Genomic DNA, 25,982 nt, shown 5'->3' on the forward strand with positions numbered 1-25,982 from the left:
GCCAGGCGGCCACCCGGGCGCATCAGTTCAGCGCAAAGTTGACCGGGACGCGAACGCGACCTGCCGTCTTCTTACCGCCTGCTTCAGCGGCGTTGAAGCGCCACTTGCGAGCCGCTTCCATCGCAGCACGGTCCAGGTCGCGGTTACGGCTGGACTTTTCCACCGTGACATTGGTGACGTTGCCGCTGGCATCGACATCAATGATCAGGATCACTTCGCCCTGGATACCTGCGCGGAAGGCTGCCGGCGGGTAGCGCGGCGGATTCATGGCCTTCGACGAGATGTCCACGCTGGCCTCGATCGAGGTCGGCGGTGCCGGCGGCGCCGGCGGCGCCGGCGGGGTGACGATATCGTTCGGGCGCGGCTCCGGCACGTCGACAACCGGCGCCTGCGGCGGCGGCGGTACGGGCGACGGCTTCGGCGGCGACAGATTCTTCACCGGCGGTGGCGGAGTATCCTGCGGCGGCGGCGGCGGCGGCGGCGGTGGGGGCGGCGGCGGCGCGTCGACGATGGTCACCATGACGTTGCGCTCCTTCTCCGCGACGGCCTTGGGAGCCACGGCGGGAATCAGGAGCATCATGAAGGCGGCCAGATGCAGGGCAATTACAAACGCGATGCCGACGATGCGAGGCCAGCTCAGCCCCTTGTCATCGGGTTGTTCGTACCGGTGAACGACTAGTTGTTCCGTCATGCGCCAAGAGCTCAATAGTGGGGCCGGAATCCCGGGGGCGGGATCCCTGATCAGCGGTGCATGACACCGCAGGAACCTCCAAGCTTATACCAATCCTGAGCGCCTGCGCATCAACTGAGCAGGCATTCAGGCGTTATTCCTACTTACTTCAGGTTGATGATTTTTTTGGCATCAGCCTGGTTCTTCACGCCCTTCGCCAGCGCCTGCTGGGCGGCCTGCTTGGCCTCGGGGACGCGACCTTCGGCATGCAGGACGCGTGCCAGGTTCAGGTAGGTCTCACCGTCCTTGGAGAGCGGGGCGGCCTTCTGCCACGCATCGATCGCCTGCGGCACCTGGTCGGAGTAGTAGTAGGACTGGGCCAGCGCCAGGTAGACCTGGTAATCCGGCTTCAGGATGCCCTTCTGCAACCCTTCGTTGATGACCGCGATGACGTCCTTTTCCTTGTTCTCGGTGTTGGCATAGATCGAGTACAGCTGCTTGTACTCGCGCTCTTCGGTGAGCTGGCCGCTGCTGCGCAGCTTGTCCATCACCGCGGCGGCCTTCGGCATCTGGTCAGCCTGCATGTACATGTTGGCCAGATTCAGCTGGGCCTTCTTGTCCGACGGGTTCTTGGCCGCCAGCGCTTCTGCGGCCTGCACGGCCTCACCGGTCTGGCCGGCTTCGGAAAGGGCCGCCATCAGCAGCTGGTTCCAGTTGTCCTTCGGCTCGGCAGCGCCCGCGATGGCCTGCTTCAGCACCGGGATCGCTTCCTGGTAGCGCTCCAGCTGGTACAGCGCCTGGCCCTTGGCAATCAGCTCTTCCGGCTTGGTCGACTTGCTCTCGGCGAAGTACTTGTCCAGGGTGGCCAGGCCTTCGGCAGTCTGGTCTTCCTGCAGCTGCAGCTGGCCCAGCATCAGCATCGACTGGAAGTGGCCGTTGTTGTCCAGGCCGTTGAACTGGATGACCTGCTTCAGGTAGGCGATGGCGGCCGGGGTGTCGTCGGTCTGGTAGGCGGCCTGCGAGGCCAGCTGCGCGGCCAGCGACTTGTCGTACTCGTTGGAGGCGCTGTCAGCCAGGATCGCGTCAGCCTGCGTGCGCGTCTCCGGGAACTTTTCCTTGTTGTAGCTGTCGATCATTTTCTGCAGCTTGCTGCCCATCTTGGCCGAGGCCTTGGCGGTCGGCTCCTGGCGGGTCGCATTCGGGTACAGCGGTTCGGCCTTGGCCTGCTTGCTGCTGCCGCCGCGGCTGCCACGGTCGGAGGAACGCGAGGACTGCGCGAAGGCATCGGTGACCACGGCGCCGGTCAGGGCGGTCGCGACGAGGACGGAAAGCACAGCTTTGTGGTTACGGAAAATCATCGTTCACCTCGATCGAACCGCCGGATAGCGGCAAAGTCGGACTGTCAGAAAAATCTGAGCCGCCAAACGTATCAGAAACAGATGGCGTGAGAAATCGTTTTATGTGCTGCAATACAGCATAGAACTGCGCACTCATCCGCACTTTGGCCGCAGCCCGGCCGCCTGGGCCTGCTGATAGACCGGCGCCAGGCCCGGCGCGTCGCGTCGCAGCTCCTGGATCCGGTTGGCCGGATCGGGGTGGGTGGACAGCCATTGCGGGCTTCGACCGCCGCTGGCGGCCATCATGTTCTGCCACAGATCCACGGCCTGGGCCGGGTTGAATCCGGCCTGCGCCATCAGCCGCTGGCCGATCACGTCCGCCTCGCTTTCCTGGGTCCGCGAGCCGGGCAACAGGAAGGCCGCCTGCGCGCCCATGCCGCCCAGCTGATTGACCGTATTGGCGGCACCATCGCCATAGGCGGCACCGGCCAGCGCGCCCAGCACGGCCAGGCCGGTCTGCGCGCCCATCTGCCGGGTAATGCGTTCTTCGTGGTGACGCGCGATCACGTGGCCGATCTCATGACCGATCACGGCAGCCAACTGGTCCTGGTTCCTGGCGACGGTGAAGATGCCGGTGTTCACGCCCACTTTGCCGCCGGGCAGGGCAAAGGCGTTGGGTTCCTTGTCGACGAATACGGCAGTCTCCCACCGTACCCCACGGTACTGAGGCGGCAGCTGTGCGACCAGCGCATTGACCACGCACTGCACGTAGCCGTTCTGGCGGCCATCGGTGCTGATCTTCTCTTTCTGCTTGGTCTCGGCAAACGCCTGCGCACCGAGCTGGTCAAGCTGTGCCTGCGACACACCGCCCACCATCTGCCGTCGTCCGGTTGGCGAGGTGGTGGTTGCACAGGCACTGACCAAGGTGGTGATGACTAGAGCCAGCAGCAGTTGTTTCATGGGTCCGCCCCCGTGTTCATGTGCGCAGTGTGTAGCGTACCTGCTTAATCTTTCGTCAAGCGGGCACGGCGTTACGTTGATCCCAGGAACACCATCGCGGCGAGCGCAACCGCGTTGTTCAGCGCATGCGCGGCAATCGCCGCCCACAGGGTGCCGGTGCGGCGGTACAGCCAGCAGAAGGCGGCGCCCATGCCACCGTACACCAGCCACAGCTGCGCCATGCCCAGCAGCGAGTTCTTGCTGACACCGGGCACTTCATGGACCAGGGCGAACGCCAGGCTGCTGAGGATCAGGCCCAGCCAGGGGCGGCCGGCTTGCCACAGGCGCCCGAACAGGACGCGGCGGAACAGCAGTTCTTCGTAGGCGGGGGCAAGGACGACCGCAAACAGCACCAGGAACAGCGGGAAGCGAGCGATCGCGCTCTGCATCAGTTCCACGTTGGTGGGCACCGGCTCGATGCCGAACTGCTTGGAAAGGAAGGCGATGCCGTTGCTGCCGAGCACGATCAGCGTGGCCACCAGCAGGGTCCAGCCCCAGGTGGACGGCCGCAGCAACGCCTGTCGCGACGCCATGCGTTCGCCGGCGCTTGCCGGGCGTCGCCAGAAGTACAGCAGCAGCGCGGCGCCACCGGTGGCGATCAGGGCCATCAGGATCTGCGCCAGGGCACCGGGCTGGCCCACTGCCGCGCCGACAGCGTCAGGTGTCAGTCCGCCATTGGCCTCGGCGTTGGCGCGGCTGACCACGATTGCACGGTAGAAGCCCCAGAACAGGCCGGAGACCATGCTCAGGCCGACCAGGGTAACGGCGGCGATGCCCAGGTCGATGAAGAAGCCTGCCAACGGTGCCACGGCGCGCGGTGGGGTAGACACCGGCGGAACCGGGGGCGGGGCGGCGGAGACCGGGGTGGATGCGGACATCAGGTACCTGTGTTCAAGGGACGAAGGCCGGTGCAGCTCCCCGCGCACCGGCCAGGTCCCGATTGTGTCAGATATCCAGGTTGGCGACTTTCAGCGCATTGTCTTCGATGAAGTCGCGACGCGGCTCGACGACATCGCCCATCAGGGTGCTGAAGATCTGGTCGGCAGCGACCGCATCCTCGATGCGCACCTGCAGCAGGCGACGGGTCTCCGGGTTCACCGTGGTATCCCACAACTGCTCCGGATTCATTTCACCCAGACCCTTGAATCGCTGGATCTGGCGGCCGCGCTTGGCCTCCTCGAGCAGCCAGTTCTGCGCCTTCGCGAAGCTGTCGACTTCGATCGACTTGGCGCCGCGGGAAATCGTTGCACCTTCGCGCACCAGGCCGTGCAGCAGCTTGGAAGCCTGGTGGATCGCACGCAGTTCGCCACTCTCGAACGCCGACATCGGCAGCACCTGGATGTGCTCCTCGCCCATGTGGCGACGGGTCACCAGCACAGCGGCGGGGCGTTCCTCGTTGGCGTCCTGCAGTTCCAGGCTGAAACGCGGGCTGCCCAGGCTGCCCTGGTTGAGGCGCTTGGCCAGCGCATCCAGGCCTTCGCCTTCGCCCGCATTGCGCAGGCTGTCCATGTCCATCGGCACGAAATCGACCAGCGCTTCGAGCAGGTTGCGGTCATAGCGGTGCGCGTTGCGTTCGATGGAATCGAGCGCGGCGGCGTACGCCAACAGCAGCTTCTCCAGTGCCAGGCCTTCGATGCCCGGTTCGCCGGTGGCCGGCACCAGCGCGGCGTTTTCCACCGCACTGCTGGCCAGGTAGCTGTCCAGCGCCGGATCATCCTTCAGGTACAGCTCCTGCTTGCCCTGCTTGATCTTGTACAGCGGCGGCAAGCCGATGTAGACGTAACCGCGCTCGATCAGCTCCGGCATCTGACGGTAGAAGAACGTCAGCAGCAGGGTGCGGATGTGGGCGCCGTCGACGTCGGCGTCGGTCATGATGATGATCTTGTGGTAACGCAGCTTGTCCGGGTTGTACTCGTCACGGCCAATGCCGGTGCCCAGCGCGGTGATCAGCGTACCGACCTGGTCGGAGGACAGCATGCGGTCGAAACGCGCGCGTTCCACGTTGAGGATCTTGCCGCGCAGCGGCAGCACCGCCTGGTTCTTTCGGTTGCGGCCCTGCTTGGCCGAGCCACCTGCCGAGTCACCCTCGACGATGAACAGTTCGGACAGCGCCGGATCCTTTTCCTGGCAGTCGGCCAGCTTGCCCGGCAGGCCGGCGATGTCCAGCGCGCCCTTGCGGCGGGTCAGGTCGCGGGCCTTGCGGGCGGCTTCACGTGCACGCGCGGCGTCGACGATCTTGCCGGCAATCGCCTTGGCTTCGTTCGGGTTTTCCTGCAGGAACTCTTCCAGGCGCGCACCGAAGGCGTTTTCCACCGCCGGACGCACGTCGGAGCTGACCAGCTTCTCCTTGGTCTGGCTGGAGAAGCTGGGATCCGGCACCTTCACCGACAGCACCGCGATCATGCCTTCGCGCATGTCGTCGCCGGTCAGGTTGATCTTGGCCTGCTTGGCGATGCCGTTCTGCTCGATGTAGTTGTTGAGCACGCGGGTCAACGCACCGCGGAAACCGGCGAGGTGGGTACCGCCGTCCTTCTGCGGGATGTTGTTGGTGAAGCAGTACATCGTCTCCTGGTAGGAGTCGGTCCACTGCAGCGCCACCTCCACGACGATGCCGTTGTGCTCGCCGGTGACGGAGATGACATTCGGGTGCAGCGGGGTCTTCAGCTGGGCCAGATGCTCCACGAAGCTGCGGATGCCGCCTTCGTAGTGGAAGTCATCGCGACGGCCGTCGCCACGCTCGTCGGCAAGGACGATCTTGACGCCGGAGTTCAGGAACGACAACTCGCGCAGACGGCGGGCCAGGATGTCGTAGTGGAATTCCACGTTGTCGTGGAAGGCGACGGTGGACGGCCAGAAGCGCACGGTGGTGCCACGCTTGGTGGTGGCTTCCAGCTTGGCGAGCGGGGTCACGGCTGCGCCGTTGCTGAATTCCTGCTGGTAGTGGGAGCCGTTCTGGAACACGTCCACCAGCAGCTTCTGCGACAGCGCGTTGACCACGCTGACGCCGACGCCGTGCAGGCCGCCGGAAACCTTGTAGCTGTTGTCGTCGAACTTGCCGCCTGCATGCAGGACGGTCATCACCACCTCGGCGGCGGAGACCTCGCGACCGAGCTTGGCGCTCATCTGCTCGTGCTTGCCGGTCGGAATGCCGCGGCCGTTGTCGGACACCGAGACCGAGCCGTCAGCGTGGATCGTCACCGCGACATGGTCGGCGTGGCCGGCCAGCGCTTCGTCAATCGAGTTGTCGACAACCTCGAACACCATGTGGTGCAGACCGGTGCCGTCATGCACGTCACCGATGTACATGCCGGGTCGCTTGCGGACAGCCTCCAGGCCTTCCAGGGCGGTAATGCTGTTGGCGTCGTAATTGCCGTTGTTTGCCGGGGTGTTCTGTTCGTCGCTCATTGCGCTTGCCGTAGGCTCCGCAGGTCGGGCACCGCTTGGGGCGATGTGCCGAGAATGAAAGGATTCCAACCCAAATTATACCAGCCGGGGTCGAGTGGCCCTGATGTGCCCACTATGGCACAGCCACGATCTGTGCATGTTCCACGTGGAACCGGGCGATCTGGGTCAATTCCTGCAGGGCCGCCGGAGGTTCAGTAGCGGTGACGAAGATCTGCGCCGGTCCGGTGAGCAGGCGCTCCAATACCCGCGCCTGGTGGGTACGATCCAGTTCGGAGGCCAGATCGTCCAGTGCGATCACCGGCCATTCGCCGCGCTGTTCTGCATAGTCCTCGGCCTGCGCCAGCAGGCACGCCAATGCGGTCAGCTTGGCCTGACCGCGTGACAATGCATCGCGACCAGGAATGCTGTGGAAATCCACGCTCCAGTCCGCCCGGTGCGGCCCAACCGAGGTGTACCCGGCCTGGCGGTCACGATCCCGGGCCAGAAGCAGCGCATCTGCCAGGGGAAGCTCATGCCGACGCCAGCCCGGACTGAGTTCCAGGGCCTGGATGCCGAGTTGCGGCGCCAAACTGGCAGCCAGCGCCACGGCACGCTGCTGCAGCCGCTCGAGGTAGTGCTGACGCCGGCTGGTAAGGGGCTCTCCGGCCTCAGCCAACTCGTGATCCCAGGTGTCCAGCATCCGCGACGGGCCGCCCTGCTTGAGCAGGGCATTGCGCTGCTTCAGCGCCCTTGAATAGCGGCGCCACAAGGACAGGAAATCAGGTTCCACGTGGAACAAACCCCAATCCAGGAAGCGACGGCGGGGCTCGCCACCGCCGCTGACCAGCGCATGGCTGCCGGGCTCAAACGTCACTACCGCCAGCGCTGCGCAGAGATTGCCGAGCTGAGCCACATCTTCACCGTCCAATCGTCCCTTCCAGTCCTGCCCACTGTGGCGCAGGCCGGCCTTTCGGCGATGCGGCGCGTGGTCGGCACGCTGTTCGTCCCATTCCACGAAGATCTCCAGCGCCTCCTGGCCCTGGCGCACCAGTCCATCGCGAACCCTGCCGCGGAAGCTCCGGCCATAGGCCATCAGATGCAGGGCCTCCAGCACGCTGGTCTTGCCGGCACCGTTGTCGCCAGTGAGCAGGTTCAGCCCCGGCTGGGGCAAGAGATCCACCGCACTGAAGCGACGCAGTTGGTGCAAGGCGAGGCGGCGGATAAGCATGGGGCGCGAACGACCATCCGCTCGAGGCGGTAGAGGGGAAGGGAATCCATCAGCTTACTGCATCGGTCAAGCCGGACGCGCTGCACCCGCATCGATGCGGAGCAGAAGCTCCCGCGCACCAACTGATCGCGGGTTCCACGTGGCGCCGGTTCACCGGCATGCCCGTTTCCAGCTCCGGACGCAGCTGAAATTCCTTCAATTCTGCACAGGGTTGCGGGGCGTGGCCCGCCAGATTTCAACGATTTCAGGACCACTGCCGCAGGTGTTTGATGAGCGCTTGCCTGGCCGGGTGAGCGGGCGGGCGCCCGGATTCCTCCAAATCTGAGATCCGATGCCCTGCGAGGTTCCACAGATTTCAAAGAATCCGGACCATTCGTTTCACGCTGTCCACAGCGGGGCTGTATGACTTATACACAAGGTATGGGCAATCTGTGGATAAAAAAGCCCTTTTGCCTGGGTCTGGAAACTATCCACAGGTTCCCCCCCAGCCTGAGACGCGTCTATACAGGGGGTTTCGCCCTCATAAATTCCTTTTAAATCATGCAGATAACACATTTTTCCACGAAATCTGGCTCTACCATCACCACCATGCTTTAGATTTATACCCAGATTTAGAAGCTAGGCTTGGCCCGATCTGTCCCGAATGGGTCCTGTGGACAGAGAGGATTTCAGGAACAGCGAGCACGGTCGCCGTAGCGTGGATGCGCTTCGGCATCCGACCAGCCAGGTCCATAGCAACTGCGTTGAGACCCCAGGTACCGGCCCCGATCAAACATGATTCGGAGGCAGTCCCTGGCATCGACTCAAAGTCCCGTCGCCAGTTCGGCCTGGGAAGCAAAGCGCACGGAACCGGGTCCATCAAGGAAGATGCTGTCCGTTCGAAATCCGTGCTGGAAAGGGTTCAGCCCGATGATCCACGTGGAACGTAAAAAAAAACGCCCGGGAAAATCCCGGGCGTCATTCGGTTCCACGTGGAACAGCGCTGCTGTCAGAGACGCAGCGGCATCACCACGTGACGCGACTTCTCGCTGCTGGACTCACGCACCAGCGCCGAGGAGTTGGAGTCGCGCAGCTGGATGATGACTTCCTCATCGCGCAGGGCGGAGAGGGCATCCAGCAGGTAGTTCACGTTGAAGCCGATGGCCAGATCGCTGACCGTGGTATCGGCTTCGATCTCTTCCTGGGCTTCCTCCTGCTCCGGGTTGTGCGCGCTGATCTTCAGGTTGCCCGGCGACACTTCCACGCGGATGCCGCGGTACTTCTCGTTGGACAGGATCGCAGCGCGCTGCAGCGAGGCGCGCAGCGCTTCACGATCAACCTTCACTTCACGGTCGGCACCGATCGGAATCACCGCTTCGTAATCCGGGAAGCGGCCGTCGATCAGCTTGGAGGTGAAGGTGACATCGTCGCGCTTGACGCGGACGTGGCTGCGGCCGACTTCCAGCTCGATCTCGCGATCACCACTTTCCAGCAGGCGCTGCAGCTCGGTCACGCCCTTGCGCGGCACGATGATCTGGCGCTTGGAACCGCTCGGCTTGGCCAGGTCGGTTTCACACAGCGCCAGACGGTGGCCGTCGGTGGCAACGGTACGCAGGGCGTCACCGCGCAGATCGAACAGCAGGCCATTGAGGTAATAGCGCACGTCCTGCTGCGCCATCGCGAACGCGGTGCGCTCGATGAGCTCCTTCAGGGTCGCTTCGCCGATGGCCACGCGCTCAGTGGCTTCCACTTCGTCAACCGACGGGAAGTCATTGGAGGGCAGGGTTGCCAGGGTGAAGCGGCTACGACCGGCCTGCACGGTGATCTTGTCTCCGGTCTGCGAGACGGTGATCCGGCTGCCATCGGGCAGGGCGCGGATGATCTCGAACAGCTTGCGGGCGGGAATGGTGGTTTCGCCGTCCTGGGCGTCTTCAACCGCGATCCGCGACACCATCTCCACTTCCAGGTCGGTACCGGTCAGCGACAGCTGGCCGTTCTGCACCTGGACCAGGAAATTGGCCAGAACCGGAAGGGTCTGGCGGCGTTCGACCACGTTGACGACCTGTGCCAACGGCTTGAGAAAGGCTTCGCGCTGCAGTGTGAAACGCATGTGGTTCCGTGCCCCTATGCTTTAAAAAATGTGGAATAAATCAAAAGCTTGGTGGTGCTGGTAGAGACAGAATCGCTGGAAAACAATGCTAAGTCTTTGTAAATAAAGGAGTTTCAGGCGTCGAAACCCTCTGTATTACCGACCCCCAAGGGGTGGGGAAAGCTGTGGATAAATTCGACGGGATTTCAGACGCCATTTTTATCCACAACGTGTCCCGCGCTTGCTACCGGATTCTGCACCGTTTTGTGCGATGACGCCTCATCGGCATCCGTGCATCATTCGCTCAGCTTCCGGATCAGCTTGTCCCAGTCCTCGCGGAGCTTGCCGTCGGTTTCCATCAGGGTCCGGATCTGGCGGCAGGCATGCAGCACCGTGGTGTGATCGCGACCGGCAAAGGCGTCGCCGATCTCGGGCAGGCTGTGCTCGGTCAGTTCCTTGGTCAGGGCCATGGCAACCTGGCGGGGGCGAGCGAGCGAGCGGGTCCGACGCTTCGACAGCAGATCCTTGATCTGCAGGCCGTAGTAGTCGGCAACGGTTTTCTGGATGTTGGGAATGCTGATCGCCTGCTGCTGGGCGCGCAGCAGGTCGCGCAGGGTTTCCTGGGCAAATTCGGTGGTGATCGCGCGGCCGGTGAAGTTGGCGCGGGCGGTCAGGGTATTGAGCGCGCCCTCGAGGTCGCGCACGTTGGAGCGCATCTTCTTGGCGATCAGGAACGCAACATCATCGGGAATCTCAGCACCGCGTTCGCGCGCCTTGGCCAGCACGATCGCGGCGCGGGTCTCGAAGTCCGGCGGTTCGATCGCGACCGACAGGCCCCAGGCAAGCCGTGACTTCAGGCGCGCTTCCAGGCCTTCGACCTCGCGCGGATAGCGGTCGCAGGTCAGGATGATCTGCTGCTTGCCATCGAACAACGCGTTGAAGGTGTGGAAGAACTCTTCCTGCGTGCGGTCCTTGCCGGCGAAGAACTGGATGTCATCGATCAACAGCGCGTCCACCTGCTGGAACTGGCGCTTGAACTGATCCATGGTCTTTTCCTGCAGGGCCCGGATCATGGCGCTGAAGAACTGTTCCGAACGCAGGTACAGCACCTTCGCGCCTGGATTGGCCTGGCGCATCGCGTTGCCGGCGGCGAACATCAGGTGGGTCTTGCCCAGGCCGGTGCCTCCGTACAGCAGCAGCGGGTTGTGGGCCCGGTCGCCCGGCTTCTGCGCTGCCTGGAAGGCAGCGGCCAGGCCCAGCTGGTTGCTGCGGCCTTCGACGAAGTTGGCGAAGGTGTAGTGATTGTCCAGGTTGCCGGCGAACGGCACCTGCGGTTCGCTGGACACAGGCGCCGACGACGTGGAAACCGGCGCGTTCTGCGCCTCCACGGGGCGCGGGCGCGAGCCGATTTCAAGAAAAACGTCGCTGAAACCGGCGAAGTGAGCCAGCAGTTCACGGATCCGGGCCAGGTACAGCTCGCGGACCTGGTCGACGATGAAGGCATTCGGTGCATACAGCACCAGGCTGTCCACGCGCAGATCGGCCTGCAGCGGCTTCAACCAGGTATGAACGTCTTCCGGCGGGAACTCCGCTTCGAGGCGCTCGAGACTACGGGACCAGGCATCCATCAGCAATAATCGTCCGGTGGCCGGGGCATGGACGCGACAAGGCGCCCAAACACAGGCCGGAAAGGGGAAATGGATGGCTCAGACTACCACCGAGCGCCCGCCTTCGGAATGCTTGTCCCCTACTTATTCACAAAAACATCCACAGCTATTGCACAGCCCGGTGAATTCGCGTAGTCCCCGGGGGTTGACGTGAGGGGGGAGACCTCTCTAGAATTTCCGGTTCTTTCCGTCCCATTCATACGAGAGGCCCCCAATGGCCACGAAGCGCACCTACCAGCCCAGCAACCTCAAGCGTAAGCGCGACCACGGCTTCCGTGCCCGTATGAAGACCGCTGACGGCCGCAAGATCCTGTCGCGTCGCCGCGCCAAGGGCCGCAAAGTCCTGAGCGCCTGATTGCCATGCCGCACCCTGCGGCAGACGCAATCCCTTCGACAGTGAATACTGCAGACCCGCGCAAGCGATTCCCTCGCTCTGCGCGGGTTCGCACGCGTGCCGAATACTCAACGGTCTTCAACGGCGCCCGCCGTGTGTCCGATCCGCTGATGACCCTGCACTGGCTGCCGGCTGACCGGCCGGCCAGGCTGGGTCTGGCGGTTTCCCGCAAGGTCGATCCGAACGCCGTTGGGCGTAACCGGATCAAGCGCGTTCTGCGCGACATCCTGCGTCAGACACGTACCGATATCCAGCCAGGCGACTTCGTCGTCGTGGCCCGTAGTGCTGCGCGTTCCGCCAGCAACGACGAGATCCGCCAGGCCTTCCTGCGCCTGCTGCGTCGCCTGCGTGCATTGCCCGCGCCGGGCGTGGACGGCACAATGCCGCCGCCTGATGGCATCGCAACTCCTTCTTTGACCGAGCCGGCATCGCGTCCCGGCCCCGCCGAGCCTGTCCGCTGATGAACCAGACCCGCGTATTCCTCATTTTTGCCTGGCTGATGGTGGCCGTGCTGCTGTGGATGGAGTGGAGCCGTGAAAAGGCTGCTCCGACCCCGCCACCGACGACCACGTCGGCCCCGGCTGCCGTACAGAGTGTTCCGGGCGCTGCCTCGGGCAGCATTCCCAGTGCACAGGTCCCGGGCGCCCCGGGCCAGGCCGCTGTGCAGGCGCAGGCCAGTGCCACCCCGGCCAGCCAGCGCGTGACCGTCACCACCGACGTGCTGCGCCTGGTGCTTGATGGTGGCCGCGTGCTCGACGCCGAGCTGCTGCAGTTCCCGCAGACCAAGGACGAAGGCAGCCCGCCGGTTCGCCTGCTGACCGAAGACCCCGCGCATCCGTACAGCGCGATCAGTGGCTGGGCCAGCGAAGACAAGAACACCCCGGTTCCCGGCGCCGACGGCTTCAAGCTGGTCGGTGACACCAAGGACTTCGTGCTGGCCAAGGGCCAGAACGAGCTGCAGATCCCGTTCGTGTGGACTGCCGACAACGGCGTGACCATCAAGCGCACCCTGACTGTCTCGCGCAACGAGTACGCCGTGCGCTTCAAGGACGAAGTCAGCAATGCCGGCGCCGCGCCGTGGAACGGCTACGTCTACCGCACCCTGGACCGCACCCCGACCATCCTGTCGCGGAGCATGACCAACCCGGACTCCTTCAGCTTCAACGGTGCCACCTGGTACGACAACGACAAGAAGTACCAGCGTCGTGCGTTCAAGGACTACCTGGAAGACGGCACGCTCAACCAGAACATCACCGGCGGCTGGCTGGCGATGCTGCAGCACCACTTCTTCACCGCCTGGATCCCGCAGAAGGACCAGACCGCACACTACGTACTGTCGCAGGTGGCCGGTCGTGACCTGATCGAAGCGCGTGGCCCGGCCTTCACCGTGGCCCCGGGCCAGTCCACCAGCACCGAAGCCCGCCTGTGGGTCGGCCCGAAGCTGGTCAACCTGATTGCCAAGGAAGACGTGCCGGGCCTGGACCGCGTGGTCGACTACAGCCGCTTCTCGATGATGGCGGTGATCGGCCAGGGCCTGTTCTGGGTGCTGAACCAGGTGCACAAGCTGGTCGGCAACTGGGGCTGGGCGATCGTCGGCCTGGTGGTGCTGCTGAAGCTGGTGCTGTACCCGCTGTCGGCGACCCAGTACAAGAGCGGTGCCAAGATGCGTCGCTTCCAGCCGCGCATCGCGCAGCTGAAGGAACGCTATGGCGATGACCGCCAGAAGTTCCAGACCGCGATGATGGAGCTGTACAAGAAGGAAAAGATCAATCCGATGGGCGGCTGCCTGCCGATCCTCATCCAGATGCCGATCTTCTTCGCCCTGTACTGGGTGCTGGTGGAATCGGTCGAACTGCGCCAGGCGCCCTGGTTCGGCTGGATCCAGGACCTCACTGCACGCGACCCGTACTTCATCCTGCCGGTGATCAACGTGGCGGTGATGTGGTTCACCCAGAAGCTGACCCCGGCACCGGGCATGGACCCGATGCAGCAGAAGATGATGCAGTTCATGCCGCTGGTGTTCGGCGTCATGATGGCCTTCATGCCGTCCGGCCTGGTCCTGTACTGGGTGGTCAACGGCGGCCTGGGCCTGCTGCAGCAGTGGTGGATGACCAAGCGCCATGGCGGCGAGCCGGTCCCGGCCACCACCGCTCCGGCCCCGGTCAAAAAGAAGTAATCGGTAGAGCCGGCCGCTGGCCGGCTGATCGCAGCAGAAGCCCGCCGCAAGGCGGGCTTTTCGCATGCGGCGTTAGAATCGCCTGCACACCGTTCCTTCCATCTTCGAGTCCGCCATGCGTGCGTCGTCGTTCCGACTGTTCCTGCCTTCGCTGTTGTTGACCCTGGTTGTTGCCGGCTGCGGCGACAAGGACGCGAAGGTGCCGGCGACCACCGTCACCCAGGCGAGCGCGCAGGCTGCGGCCGCCGCCGATCCTGCCGCTGCGCCGTTGCTGGCGGCGCTGCAGAAGCAGCTCGATGGCTACCGCCGGATCATCGTGCTGCTGGCCGACGAGGAGCAGCAGTCGACCGCCGACCGCGGCACCTCCACGCGTGTGGGACAGCAGCTGTTCCACGATGGCCTGGAACAGCGCACGACCATCGCCGCGCAGTTCGACACCCTGCTGCGCGGTTCCAGCCCGCAGCGCTTTGCCACTCTCGGCACGGTGCTGGACTACATCGAGTCTGCGCCGGAACTGTTCGACGCCGATCGCCTGGCCTTCCGTGAAGTGCTGCGTGACCTGCATGAGCGGGTCGGCACCGATTCCTCGCTGCCGGCGGTGAAGCTGCACCAGCGCATCGGTGAGGATCTGGAAGCGCTCGATGAGATCGAGCGCAACTACAACCAGGAACTGACCCGCATCTTCAGCCGCTTCGAGCGCACCCGCGCCATCGAACTGAAGCGCGAGAAGTGGGACGACTACATCGCCCACCTGCACAAGGACTACAGCCGTGAAGCGATCCTGCGCGACTACGGGGTGATCGAGCCGTATCCGATGTCGATGAAGGACAGTGACCGCGAGATCTTCGGCCGGGACCTGCCGGCCAAGACCGTGGTGCTGACCTTCGACGACGGTCCGCACAAGGCCTACACCGATGAAGTGGTGGCCATCCTCAAGCGTTACGACGTGCCGGGCGTGTTCTTCGAAGTGGGCCGCAACCTGGGCAAGGTCGAGGCCGATGGCAAGGTCAGCCTCGGCCCGATGGCGAAGATCAGCCGCAACCTGATGGAACAGGGCTATGCGGTCGGCAACCACAGCCTGACCCACGCCCAGCTGTCGCGCACCACCGGCGACGCCCTGCGCCAGCAGGTGCTGGACACCGACACGCTGCTGAAGGATGTCGACAGCAAGCGCGCGCCGCTGTTCCGCTTCCCGTACGGCGCGCGCAATGCCGAAGGCCTGCAGCTGCTCAACGAAGCCGGGCTGAAGTCGATCATGTGGAACATCGACTCGATGGACTGGGCCGACCCGGTGCCGGAATCGATCGTGCAGCGCGTACTCGACCAGGTGAATAAGGAGCAGCGCGGCATCATCCTGTTCCATGACATCCACGATCGCGCAGTGAAGGCGCTGCCGCAGATCCTCGACCGGCTGATCGCCGAGGGTTACCAGTTTGCCGGCTGGAACGGCCGCGACTTCACCGTGGCCCGTGCGCGCAAGGGTGATGCCGCTGCCGCCACCGTCACCACCGGCTACGAGAAGTCGTGGGCGATCGTGGTCGGCATCGACAACTATGCCAAGTGGCCAAAGCTGGAATACGCCAGCCATGATGCGCAGGCGGTGGCCGATACCCTGACCGGGCAGTTCGGCTTCCCGTCCTCGCAGGTGATCGTGCTGAAGAACGAGCAGGCCACGCGCAACAACATCCTCGCGGCCTTCCACGACCGCCTGGCTGACGATCGCACCGGGAAGAACGACCGCGTGTTCGTATTTTTCGCTGGCCATGGCGCGACCCGCCAGCTCGCCTCCGGGCGCGACCTCGGCTACATCATCCCGGTCGATTCGGATCCGAAGGAATTCGCCACCGACGCGATTGCGATGACCGACATCCAGAACATCGCCGAAAGCATGCAGGCCAAGCATGTGATGTTCGTGATGGATGCCTGCTACAGCGGCCTGGGCCTGACCCGTGGCGGCCCGTCGTCGTCGTCGTTCCTGCGCGAGAACGCGCGTCGCAGCGCGCGGCAGATGCTGACCGCCGGGGGTGCCGACCAGCAGGTGGCCGATGCCGGCCCCAACGGCCACTCGGTGTTCACCTGGGTGCTGCTGCAGGCGCTGGCCGGCAAGGGTGACCTCAACGGCGACGGCCTGATCACCGGTACCGAGCTGGCCGCCTACGTGGCGCCGGCCGTATCGGCGGTCTCGCACCAGACCCCGGCCTTCGGCAGCCTGCCCGGTTCGCAAGGCGGCGAGTTCGTGTTCCAGGTGCCGGACAGCCAGGAATTCCTCAATGCCGATACGCGCCAGCTGACCGCCGATGCGATCGCGCTGAACAACAAGGTGGAGGCCGCCAGCGAGGCCAAGGGCAGCCAGGCACCGGTGACGGTGGCTGACCTGCAGGGCGGCAAGGCCAAGCTGGTAGTGCCCTCCGCCGGACCGGCGTCCGACCGCCAGCGCGCGCAGCAGGCCAACGACCGTGGCCTGCAGCTGTACCGCGAGAAGCAGTACGACGAGGCAGCCGCGCAGTTCACCGAAGCGCTGAAGCTGCGTCCGGACTTTGCCCAGGCCGCCAACAACCTCGGCTTCGTCTACTACCGTCAGCAGCGCTACGCTGAAGCCGCACGCTGGCTGGAGAACACGCTGAAGATCGATCCGTCGCGTGCGGTGGCCTATCTCAACCTGGGCGATGCCTATTTCAACGCCGGCGACAAGGCCAAGGCGAAGCAGGCCTACACGACCTACCTGGCGCTGCAGCCGCAGGGCAGTGGTGCCGCGCAGGCACGCGCGCAGCTGGAGAAACTCTGAACCATGAACGACGCGATCCGTACCGACACCATCGTGGCCATCGCCAGCGCTCCGGGCGCTGGCGGTGTCGGCCTTCTGCGCCTGTCCGGTTCGCGCGCTGCGGCGATCGCCCGCGCGCTGGGTGCACCTGCACTGCGCCCGCGCCATGCACACTATGCGCGCCTGCGCGACGCCGATGGCGACGTCATCGACGATGGCATCGTGCTGTGGTTCCCGGCGCCGAACAGCTTCACAGGCGAAGAGGTGGTGGAACTGCAGGGGCACGGCAGCCCGGTACTGCTGCAGCAACTGGTCGCGCGCTGCATTGCGCTCGGTGCGCGCCAGGCGCGGCCGGGTGAGTTCAGCGAACGCGCGTTCCTCAACGGCAAGCTCGACCTGGCCCAGGCCGAGGCCATCGCCGACCTGATCGCGGCCGGCGACAACCGCGCCGCACGCGCCGCGCGACGTTCGCTGGATGGTGTGTTCTCGCGGCGCATCGACGCCGTGGTCGAGCAGTTGGTGCTGTTGCGCATCCACGTGGAAGCAGCCATCGACTTCGCCGACGAACCGCTGGATACCCTCGGCGGTGCGCAGGTGCGGCGTGGGCTGGAGCAGGCGCGCAGTGATCTGGCCCTGCTGCGCCGCGACGCCGAACGTGGCCGTCGCCTGCGCGATGGCCTGCACGCGGTGCTGATCGGTCCGCCGAACGCCGGCAAGAGTTCACTGCTCAATGCGCTGGCCGGCAGCGAGCGCGCCATCGTTACCGACATCGCCGGCACCACCCGCGACACGCTGCGCGAGACCATCCGCCTGGATGGCCTGGAGCTGACCCTGGTCGACACCGCCGGCCTGCGCGACGGTGGCGATGCCATCGAACGCGAAGGCATGCGCCGCGCGCACGTGGAAATCGAGCGCACCGACCTGGCGTTGATCGTGCTGGATGCGCGCGATCCGGCGGCCGGGCAGGCGGCGTTGGGTGACGCCGTGGCAGCGGTGCCGCACAAGATCTACATCCACAACAAGTCGGACCTGCTCGGTGTGCTGCCGGCGCTGGACGACCCGGACCGCGTATTCGTTTCGGCAGCCACCGGCGCCGGGCTGGACGACCTGCATGCGCGCCTGCGTTCGATTGCCTCGGCCGGGGCAGGGGAGCAGGTGGATGGCGAGTTCTCCGCGCGCACCCGCCATGTGGACGCGATCGAGCGAGCGCAGGAACACGCGCAGCGCGCCGATGGCGAACTGGCGCATGAGCACCTGGAACTGGCCGCCGAGGAATTGCGGCTGGCCCATGACGCACTGGGCGAGATCACCGGGCAGATGAGTGCCGATGATCTGCTGGGGAGGATCTTCTCCAGTTTCTGCATCGGCAAGTAACACGGGGTCACATCCCCGAAGACGCTCTGATCGTCTAGCTTACCCATGACTGGCGGCAATGGGTTTCAAACCTGTGCGCGACACCTCCTTGATATCATCCCGCCATGAACCCGATTACCGACAGTGACGTGCGATCAGCTCTGCTGGGCAAGGTCATTGCTGAGCATGTCGCAAATCCAAACACGCTTGTGGTGGAGGAAATGGGGCTTGCGCGCGGCGCCTGCCGTGTCGATGTATGTGTCATCAATGGCCACCTGCACGGCTACGAGATCAAGAGTGATGTCGACACGCTGCGGAGACTCCCGTTGCAGCAGCAGTTCTACTCCGATGTCCTCGACAAGGCGACGATCGTGGTGGGTCAGCGCCACCTGGACCATGCATTGGAGACGTTGCCTGCTTGGTGGGGGGTCAGGCTGGCATCACGTGGAGCGCGCAACGCAGTGAGGCTAGAACTAGTGCGGCCTGCAAAACTCAATCCATCAGTGAGCGCGACGGCCGTCGCAGCACTCCTATGGCGCGATGAACTTTCTGCTCTGATCGGTGGGCGGACGCCGGAAAGATCAGCGCTGCGCGGCAACCGCGCAACGCTATGCGAACGACTGTCGGAGCTCTACAGTCTTGCGGAAATCCGTGCGCTGGTCAGGGAACAGTTGAAGCGCCGGTCAGACTGGCGAGGTCGCGAACAACCTTAGTCATATGGTGGTTGGTCGCCACCGTTGGCCAGGTCGAGCTTCCCCCGGTACTGGTGACACTGTTTGCGCAGTCTTCGATGTACGCATCGCCCCAGCTGTAGCCGCGCCCCATGAAGACCACCGGCAGATCGGAGACCAGGTGCCTGCACAGATCACGGTACTGGTCGCGGCCATTGCGCTTGATCTGGGTACCCACAACAATCCGCCACTGATCATCGATCGTGTACTTGATCTTGGCGTTGGGGTCGAACAGGCGCGGATCCATCAGTTCCGTCTGCGGGGAAGCGCAGCCATAGTCACCAAACCACGGCATCCGTCCAGAATGCATGCCGGCTAGCCGCGTGTACGCGCGCCATTCCCGGCGATTCACATCGCCATGTGGGCGATAGCTCGAAGAGGGGCTCAGACTGGCAGGAAAACTGCCTCCTACGATGGTGATTGATCTCCAGTCGGCCAGATCCGGAACCGCCGCAATCCATGCCTGCCAAGTCGATGCCTGCAGCGTGGGTGAGTCGGCGACGTCGGCCGAGCTGTCGAGGATCAGATCCACCTGACCAGATACCACTCCCAACAGTCTCAGCAGCCCGGAGATCCGAGCAAGGCGTCCTCCTTCAAGATCATCCGGTACGAGCCGCAATCCGCAGCCACGATCATCGCGTGCGACAATGCGTGCCACCGCCTGTTGGTAGTCGACGTGCCGGTCAATGCCGGTAACGGGAATGGCCTCGCATCCCGCGGTGCGAATGAGGTCGAAGATCCGCTCCAGATGATGCTGGCCGTCCGCCACGGTGTCGTCCCCAGCAAGATAGGGCGAATCAAACAGGCAGCGGCGCGACTTCCAGTTACTGCTCAGACGTCTGCCCACATTCTTCAGGTGGTCATCGAGTGACTTGGCCGGCGCATCGTTCTCGAAGTCCCACTGCTCGATAGGGATCTCGAACAGAGGATAGATCCCATCCTTGATTCCTTCGTTGGTACGACCCACCGCGAGATACTCACCCTGTCGCCATTTGAGGATCGGCATGTACATCGGTTGTTCCATGATCTGCCTCTGACAACCCGCTTTTGGTCATTCGAGGCTAGTCGCGGGCCTTACAGCGCTTCAATCAGAATTGTTTGAAGAGTGGCGGCGGTCAGATCGGAGCCCCTGCCGGCATCCGCTCCCCCCCTTCCCCCACCTGTCACATTGCCGCCGCATACTGACAGCCATCACATACCGCTTGAGGAAGTCGCAGTGAAGTCGTGGGGTTGTGCGTTGCTGTTGTCGCTGGCCGTGGCACCATCGGTAGCCATGAGTGCTGAATCCTCCACCCCGGCCGCACCCAAGGTGTCGGTCTACGGCCATCGCGGGGCAAGCGCACTGCTGCCCGAGCACACCCTGGCGTCGTACGCGCAGGCGATCGCCGATGGCGCCGACTACATCGAACCGGACCTGGTGATGACCAAGGACGGGGTGATGGTGGCCCGCCACGAGAACGAGATCGGCGGCACCACCGACGTCGCTTCGCATCCAGAGTTCGCCAGCCGCCGCACCAGCAAGGTGATCGATGGTCAGAAGGTCGACGGCTGGTTCACCGAAGACTTCACACTGGCCGAGCTGAAGACCCTCTATGCGCGCGAGCGCCTGCCGGAACTGCGCAGCACCGCCTACGACGGGCAGTTCCGCATCGCCAGCCTGGACGAGATCCTGGCCTTCCTGGTGCAGCAGGCCGGGCGTGCCAACCGCGGCATCGGCCTGGTGCCGGAGATCAAGCACCCGACCTACTTCCAGTCCATCGGCCTGCCGATGGAAGACAAGCTGCTGGCCGCACTGCGTGGCAACGCGTACACCAATGTCGGGCCGGTCACGATCCAGTCGTTCGAGACCGCCAACCTGCGCTACCTGCGCGGCAGGATCGGCCGGGGCAGCAACATCCGGCTGCTGCAGCTGCTGTGGAAGGGCGATACCCAGCCGGCTGACATCGCCAAGGCCGGCGGCGCGCTGACCTATGCGCAGATGATGGCCCCGGCCGGCCTGAAGGACATTGCCGGCTACGCCGATGGCATCGGCCCCGAGCTGCGTTCGATCATTCCACTGGATGCCAAGGGCGCGCTGGGCACGCCGACCTCGCTGGTACGTGATGCGCATGCCGCTGGCCTGATGGTGATTCCGTACACCTTCCGCCCGGAAAACCACTTCCAGCCCAGCAACCTGCGCAAGGGTGCCGACAGCGCGCGCAATGCCGAGGGATCGATCGCCGAGATGCGGGCTTACCTGGCGACGGGCATCGATGCGTTCTTCACCGATGACCCGGCGCTCGGCCGGCAAGCGGTGGATGGGATGGGCGCGGCGGGGAACTGAGCGATCCACGCGCCGGGCATGGCCCGGCGCTACCCGGGGGCCGGTGTGCTCTGGTAGGTGCCAACCTTGGTTGGCACACAACAACCGCGCCGACCAAGGTCGGCCACTACCGATTCATGAGGTTGCCGGCCAGCGGCCGGCACTACCGTCACCTAGCTGCGCGGTTCGTCCGGGCGGCGGAACGGGATCACCACGTAGTCCTGGCCCTCGCGCGGCTGCCACAGTACCGGCACGCGCTGCGGTGACGGCGGCTCCAGCTCGTCGTCGGACAGCGGCTCGGCCTCGTCTTCTTCGTCTTCCCAGCTGTAGCGCTGGCGCGGTGGCAGTGGGTCGGCGTTGCGGAACAGCAGCGCGGCGATGATGCCGGCGAAGGCGCCGCCCATGTGCGACTGCCAGGACACACCATCGGCGTGCGGCAGGATGGTCATCAGCATGCCGCCGTAGAACAGCATGCCGATCAGACCGGTGGCGATCGCCGCACGGTCGCGGCGCAGCAGGCCGAGGCTGGCCAGCAGGAACATCAGGCCGTGGGTCACGCCACTGGCGCCCAGGTGCACGCTGCCCGGATTGCCCAGCATCCACGCGCCGAGGCCCGAACCCAGCCACAGCAGGGGCAGCGCGCGTACGGTGGCCTTCGGATACACGCTGCCGGCGAGCGTGCCGAGGATCAGGATGGCGATGCTGTTGGCGGCGATATGCTCGACCGAGGCATGCAGCATCGGGCCGCCGATCAGGCCGAGCAGGCCCTTGGCTTCCAGCGGTGCGACCGCCCACGGTCGCCAGTCGAACGTGCCCTGCAGGGCGAACACGGCCACCAGCACCAGCACGGCGGCCAGGCTGACATTGAACGCCCGCAGGATGCGCGAGCGATCATTGCGGGGGGCCGGCACGTCGCCAGCGGGCAGGGGCGCGTTGTTGTCCATACCTCAGCAATGGCGGTGACTGGCGCGAAACCAAGGCCACCGTAACGGGAGAGTGGAGGCGGCCGGCGGGACAATCCCACCGGCCGCGCCGTTCAATGGATCAGGCTCAGGCCTGGCCTTCGCCTTCCTTCGGCGGGTACTTCAGGCTCAGCACCACGGTGGCGGCGATGATCACCGCGACCACGCCCAGCGAGACCGGGGTCGGGATCTTGAACAGGTCGATGATCATCATCTTGATGCCGATGAAGCCCAACACCAGTGCCAGGCCGTACGGCAGCAGGTGGAAGCGGTCGGCCATGCCGGCCAGCAGGAAGAACATCGCGCGCAGGCCCAGCACCGCGAACACGTTGGAGGTGAGCACGATGAACGGGTCAGTGGTGATCGCGAAGATCGCCGGGATGCTGTCCACGGCGAAGATCACGTCGGTGACCGCGATCAGGATCAGCACGGCGAACAGCGGGGTGAACCAGCGCACGCCATCACGCTTCACGCTCAGCGCGTTGCCGGCGTAGTCCGGCAGCAGGCGCAGGTGCTTGCGCATCCAGCGCAGGGCCGGGTTGGTCTCCAGGTCCGGCTCCTGGCCGGCGGCGAACCACATCTTCCAACCGGTGAACAGCAGGAAGGCGCCGAACACGTAGAGCAGCCAATGGAACTGGCTGATCAGCACGCTACCGGCGAAGATCATGATCGTACGCAGCACGATCGCACCCAGGATGCCGATGATCAGCACCTTCTGGCGCTGCTCTTCCGGCACCGCGAAGTAGCTCATGATCATCAGGAAGACAAAGATGTTGTCGACCGCCAGCGCCTTTTCGACCAGATAACCGGTCAGGAACTCGAGGCCGACCTTGTTGGCCACGACCTGGCCGGCGGTCTCATTCAGGTAGTACCAGAGGCCGGCGTTGAACAGCAGGGCCAGCGCGACCCAGCCGATGGACCACCACAGGGCCTCCTTGAAGGTGACCTTGTGCGGTCCACCATGGCGCATCAACACGAGGTCGACCAGCAGGGCGATGACCACCACCGCTGCGAAGCCGCCCCACAACCACACGTTACCGATCGTCTGCATTGGGAATGTCCGTTGGAAAGATGAATGCCAGGCCGGACGGCGAGGATCTGCAACGGAGGATCGGGAGGGGATCCAGGGACAGAGCTTCGCCAGTACGGCGAAGGTCTCGCTCGCAGTTCCAGTCGGCTGGAACTGCCGCTGCACCGGAGCCTGCGGGCTCGAAATGACGGCGACAACGTCTGGGAGCTACTCCCCTTCTGGGGCCGATTCTGCCGCCTGGCCGGGCCGCCGTCAAATGCCCCTGCACTGGGGTCGGAGCCCCTGCGGGGATCTGACCCCGGCGCCCGGTTTACAATGGGTGGATGAATACCCCCCTTCCCGTTGTCCGCCTCAAGAATGCGTGGCGCTCCAGCCACCCGTGGATCTTCCAGAAACTGGTCGAGAAGCCGACCGTCCGGCCCAAGCCCGGTTCCATCGTCGACGTGGTCGGCATCGATGGCGAGTTCATTGGCCGCGGGTTCTACAACGGGCACTCGCGCATTGCCGTGCGCATCCTTGAAACCGACCAGAACGTACCGGTGGATGCCGGCTGGTTCTCGCGCAAGATCGCCCAGGCAGTGTCGCTGCGCCGTGAGGTGCTCAAGCTCGACGCGGTGTCCGACGCCTGGCGTGTCGTGCACAGCGAAGGTGACGGCCTGTCCGGCCTGGTGGTGGACCGCTACGGCGACCTGGTGGTGGTCGAGTTCTTCGCCGCCGGCATGTTCCGCCACCGCGAATGGATCTACGATGCGCTGCGCGAGCAGTTCCCCGGCTGCCGCTTCCACAGTTTCGCCGACGAGCACGTGCAGAAGCAGGAAAGCTTCGACTTCCACGGCAACACCACCACCGAAGCGTCGGTGATCACCGAGTACGGCATCAAGTTCCGCGCCGACCCGGCCGGTGCGCACAAGACCGGTTTCTTCGCCGACCAGCGCGAGAACCGTGAGTGGCTGAGCCAGCAGGTGGAAGGCAAGAGCGTGCTCGACCTGTGCTGCAACACCGGCGGTTTTGCCGTGTACGCGGCGGCGCGTGGTGCTTCGGAAGTGATCGGCATCGACATCGACGAGGACGTGATCCAGATCGCCAAGGGCAATTCGCGCCTGAACAACGTGCGTCCGAAGTTCATCCAGTCCGACATCTTCCCGTGGCTGCGCGACGCCGCCAACCGTGGCGAGCAGTACGACGTGGTGATCCTGGACCCGGCGAAGATGACGCGCGACCGCGACCAGGTCATCACCGCGCTGAAGAAGTACCTGGACATGAACAAGCTTGCGCTGGGCGTGGTCAAGCCGGGCGGCCTGTTCGCCACCTTCTCCTGCACCGGCCTGGTGGCCGAGGACCAGTTCCTCGACATGCTGCGCCGCGCGGCCTATTTCTCCGGCCGCACGATCCAGATCCTGAAGGTGGCCGGCGCCGGTCCGGACCATCCGTTCATGGCCCACGTGCAGGAATCGCGTTATCTCAAGGCCGTGTTCTGCCGCGTGGTGGACTGACCGCGGGACGCTGTAGAGCCGAGCCCATGCTCGGCTGATCTGCCTGACGGCCTCAAGATCCGCCGGGCGTGGCCCGGCGCTACCCAATGCGCGGCCGCAGCGCTATGGTCGGGCTCTTCCCCATGCCGGTGAGAGCCCATGCCATCGTTGCGTCGTCTGTCCGTTGTGCTTGCCCTGGCGCTGAGCGCGCCGCTGTCGGCCCATGCCATCGAGTTCAGTGCGCAGGAACTGGCCCGCGCCAAATCCCTGCAGCAACGCCTGGTCACGCTCGACAGCCACCTGGATACGCCGGCCAACTTTGGTCGCAGCGGTTTCGACATCGAGCAACGCCACGACCGCAACGCCCTTTCGCAGGTCGATTACCCGCGCATGGTCGAAGGCGCGCTGGACGGCGGTTTCTGGGCGATCTACACCGACCAGGGCGACCGCACCGCTACCGCCCATCTGGCCGAGCGTGACCACGGCCTGCAGCGACTGATGGAAATCCGCGAGATGCTGGCGGCCAATCCCGAGCGCTTCGCGCTGGCACTGACCGCCGACGACGCAGCGCGGATCAAGGCTGCCGGCAAGCGCGTGGTCTACATCAGCATGGAAAATGCCAGCCCGCTGGTGGCTGACCCCAGCCTGCTGTCGTTCTACCACCGCGCCGGCCTGCGCCTGCTCAGCACGGTGCACTTCGCCAACAATGAGTTCGCCGATTCGGCCACCGATCCCAAGGGGGCCGAGTGGAAGGGCCTGAGCCCGGCCGGCAAGGAGCTGGTGCGGCAGGCGGTGAAGCTGGGCATCGTGATCGACCAGTCGCACGCCTCGGACGCGGTGTTCGACGACCTGCTGGCGATGATGCCGGTGCCGTTCGTGCTGTCGCACAGCTCGGCCAAGGCAGTCTATGACCATCCGCGCAATCTCGACGATGCGCGCCTGCGCAAACTGGCCAAGGCCGGTGGCGTGATCCAGGTGAACGCCTATGGCGGCTACCTGATCGATACGGCGAAGACGCCCGAGCGCAAGCAGGCCGAGGAAGCGCTGAGCAAGCAGCTGGGCGGCTGGGAAGGCATGGGCATCGAACAGGGCGTTGCCCTGCTGAAGGCCGAACAGGCGCTGGACCATGAGCATCCGGTGCGCCACGCCAGCCTGGACGACTTCTTCGCCCACTTCGAGCACATCCTCACGGTGGTCGGCCCCGAGCACGTGGGCATCGGCCTGGATTGGGATGGTGGTGGCGGACTGAGTGACCTGCCCGATGTCAGCCAGCTGCCGAAGATCACCGCGTGGCTGCTGCGCAAGGGCTATACCGAGAAGCAGATTGCCGGCATCTGGGGCGGCAACCTGCTGCGGGTGATGCGCCAGGCGCAGGATTACGCCGCAAAGCAGGGCGGTTGAAGCGCCCTGCGGTAGTGCCGGCCGCTGGCCGGCATTGCCCCTGT

Annotated in this window: 20 protein-coding genes; 9 read left to right on the forward strand and 11 right to left on the reverse strand. The window is 64.7% G+C overall.

The genetic code is table 11. The features are described 5' to 3' along the window. Positions 1 to 22 precede the first annotated feature (22 nt). The 8 genes from AC5P74_RS11495 to dnaA form a co-directional block, all read right to left on the reverse strand. Entirely contained in the window at positions 23 to 691 is a 669-nt protein-coding gene (locus AC5P74_RS11495; protein ID WP_053496724.1) for an energy transducer TonB, read from the reverse strand. A gap of 143 nt (positions 692 to 834) precedes the next feature. Beyond that, entirely contained in the window at positions 835 to 2,028 is a 1,194-nt protein-coding gene (locus AC5P74_RS11500) for a tetratricopeptide repeat protein (RefSeq protein WP_005421200.1), read from the reverse strand. Positions 2,029 to 2,160: 132 nt separating this feature from the next. Further along, positions 2,161 to 2,967, reverse strand: coding sequence for a M48 family metallopeptidase (locus tag AC5P74_RS11505; RefSeq protein ID WP_005421202.1), 807 nt, complete (start codon positions 2,965 to 2,967; stop codon positions 2,161 to 2,163). Between the two features lie 71 nt (positions 2,968 to 3,038). Then, complete coding sequence (locus AC5P74_RS11510; RefSeq protein WP_032954741.1) at positions 3,039 to 3,884, reverse strand: CPBP family intramembrane glutamic endopeptidase; 846 nt, start codon at positions 3,882 to 3,884, stop codon at positions 3,039 to 3,041. A 67-nt stretch (positions 3,885 to 3,951) separates the two neighbouring features. Then, complete coding sequence (gene gyrB, locus AC5P74_RS11515) at positions 3,952 to 6,411, reverse strand: DNA topoisomerase (ATP-hydrolyzing) subunit B (protein WP_005421206.1); 2,460 nt, start codon at positions 6,409 to 6,411, stop codon at positions 3,952 to 3,954. Between the two features lie 112 nt (positions 6,412 to 6,523). Continuing rightward, positions 6,524 to 7,618, reverse strand: coding sequence for a DNA replication/repair protein RecF (gene recF / locus AC5P74_RS11520; RefSeq protein ID WP_005421208.1), 1,095 nt, complete (start codon positions 7,616 to 7,618; stop codon positions 6,524 to 6,526). Positions 7,619 to 8,606: 988 nt separating this feature from the next. After that, positions 8,607 to 9,707 (reverse strand): DNA polymerase III subunit beta, encoded by a 1,101-nt coding sequence (dnaN, locus tag AC5P74_RS11525; protein ID WP_005411731.1) that lies wholly within the window; start codon positions 9,705 to 9,707, stop codon positions 8,607 to 8,609. Positions 9,708 to 9,982: 275 nt separating this feature from the next. Beyond that, the gene (dnaA, locus tag AC5P74_RS11530) at positions 9,983 to 11,314 is read right to left on the reverse strand and encodes a chromosomal replication initiator protein DnaA (RefSeq protein ID WP_049417185.1); all 1,332 of its coding nucleotides are present in this window, start codon (positions 11,312 to 11,314) and stop codon (positions 9,983 to 9,985) included. Positions 11,315 to 11,567: 253 nt separating this feature from the next. On the opposite strand from dnaA, the gene rpmH reads away from it, so the two are divergent. The 6 genes from rpmH to AC5P74_RS11560 all read left to right on the forward strand — a co-directional run bounded on the left by rpmH (position 11,568) and on the right by AC5P74_RS11560 (position 18,753). Then, positions 11,568 to 11,708 (forward strand): 50S ribosomal protein L34, encoded by a 141-nt coding sequence (gene rpmH / locus AC5P74_RS11535; protein WP_005411729.1) that lies wholly within the window; start codon positions 11,568 to 11,570, stop codon positions 11,706 to 11,708. Between the two features lie 5 nt (positions 11,709 to 11,713). Further along, complete coding sequence (rnpA, locus tag AC5P74_RS11540; RefSeq protein ID WP_072168770.1) at positions 11,714 to 12,208, forward strand: ribonuclease P protein component; 495 nt, start codon at positions 11,714 to 11,716, stop codon at positions 12,206 to 12,208. Then, complete coding sequence (gene yidC, locus AC5P74_RS11545) at positions 12,208 to 13,923, forward strand: membrane protein insertase YidC (RefSeq protein WP_005421214.1); 1,716 nt, start codon at positions 12,208 to 12,210, stop codon at positions 13,921 to 13,923. Before rnpA ends, yidC begins: the two co-directional genes overlap by 1 nt. A 115-nt stretch (positions 13,924 to 14,038) precedes the next feature. Next, complete coding sequence (locus tag AC5P74_RS11550) at positions 14,039 to 16,708, forward strand: polysaccharide deacetylase family protein (protein ID WP_005421216.1); 2,670 nt, start codon at positions 14,039 to 14,041, stop codon at positions 16,706 to 16,708. A 3-nt stretch (positions 16,709 to 16,711) separates the two neighbouring features. Next, entirely contained in the window at positions 16,712 to 18,061 is a 1,350-nt protein-coding gene (gene mnmE / locus AC5P74_RS11555; RefSeq protein ID WP_111175893.1) for a tRNA uridine-5-carboxymethylaminomethyl(34) synthesis GTPase MnmE, read from the forward strand. Positions 18,062 to 18,165: 104 nt separating this feature from the next. After that, complete coding sequence (locus AC5P74_RS11560; protein ID WP_080104375.1) at positions 18,166 to 18,753, forward strand: sce7726 family protein; 588 nt, start codon at positions 18,166 to 18,168, stop codon at positions 18,751 to 18,753. Here AC5P74_RS11560 and AC5P74_RS11565 read toward each other — a convergent pair. Then, positions 18,701 to 19,783, reverse strand: coding sequence for a beta family protein (locus AC5P74_RS11565; protein ID WP_346607552.1), 1,083 nt, complete (start codon positions 19,781 to 19,783; stop codon positions 18,701 to 18,703). The genes AC5P74_RS11560 and AC5P74_RS11565 overlap by 53 nt on opposite strands. Positions 19,784 to 19,987: 204 nt before the next feature. On the opposite strand from AC5P74_RS11565, the gene AC5P74_RS11570 reads away from it, so the two are divergent. Further along, positions 19,988 to 21,094, forward strand: a complete 1,107-nt coding sequence (locus tag AC5P74_RS11570; RefSeq protein ID WP_069138192.1) for a glycerophosphodiester phosphodiesterase — start codon at positions 19,988 to 19,990, stop codon at positions 21,092 to 21,094. 152 nt (positions 21,095 to 21,246) lie between these two features. On the opposite strand, the gene AC5P74_RS11575 is transcribed toward AC5P74_RS11570, so the two are convergent. Beyond that, the gene (locus AC5P74_RS11575; RefSeq protein ID WP_053496731.1) at positions 21,247 to 22,017 is read right to left on the reverse strand and encodes a rhomboid family intramembrane serine protease; all 771 of its coding nucleotides are present in this window, start codon (positions 22,015 to 22,017) and stop codon (positions 21,247 to 21,249) included. Positions 22,018 to 22,123: 106 nt separating this feature from the next. Beyond that, positions 22,124 to 23,086: a TerC family protein gene (locus AC5P74_RS11580; RefSeq protein ID WP_010487446.1), complete on the reverse strand. Its 963-nt coding sequence runs from the start codon at positions 23,084 to 23,086 to the stop codon at positions 22,124 to 22,126. A gap of 302 nt (positions 23,087 to 23,388) precedes the next feature. On the opposite strand from AC5P74_RS11580, the gene AC5P74_RS11585 reads away from it, so the two are divergent. Together AC5P74_RS11585 and AC5P74_RS11590 are read left to right on the forward strand one after the other, a co-directional pair. Continuing rightward, entirely contained in the window at positions 23,389 to 24,558 is a 1,170-nt protein-coding gene (locus AC5P74_RS11585; protein WP_005421231.1) for a class I SAM-dependent rRNA methyltransferase, read from the forward strand. Positions 24,559 to 24,696: 138 nt separating this feature from the next. Next, positions 24,697 to 25,938, forward strand: a complete 1,242-nt coding sequence (locus tag AC5P74_RS11590; RefSeq protein ID WP_171958333.1) for a dipeptidase — start codon at positions 24,697 to 24,699, stop codon at positions 25,936 to 25,938. Positions 25,939 to 25,982 lie beyond the last annotated feature (44 nt).

It is taken from the genome of Stenotrophomonas sp. YJH_SMC_94-11, from assembly GCF_059370435.1.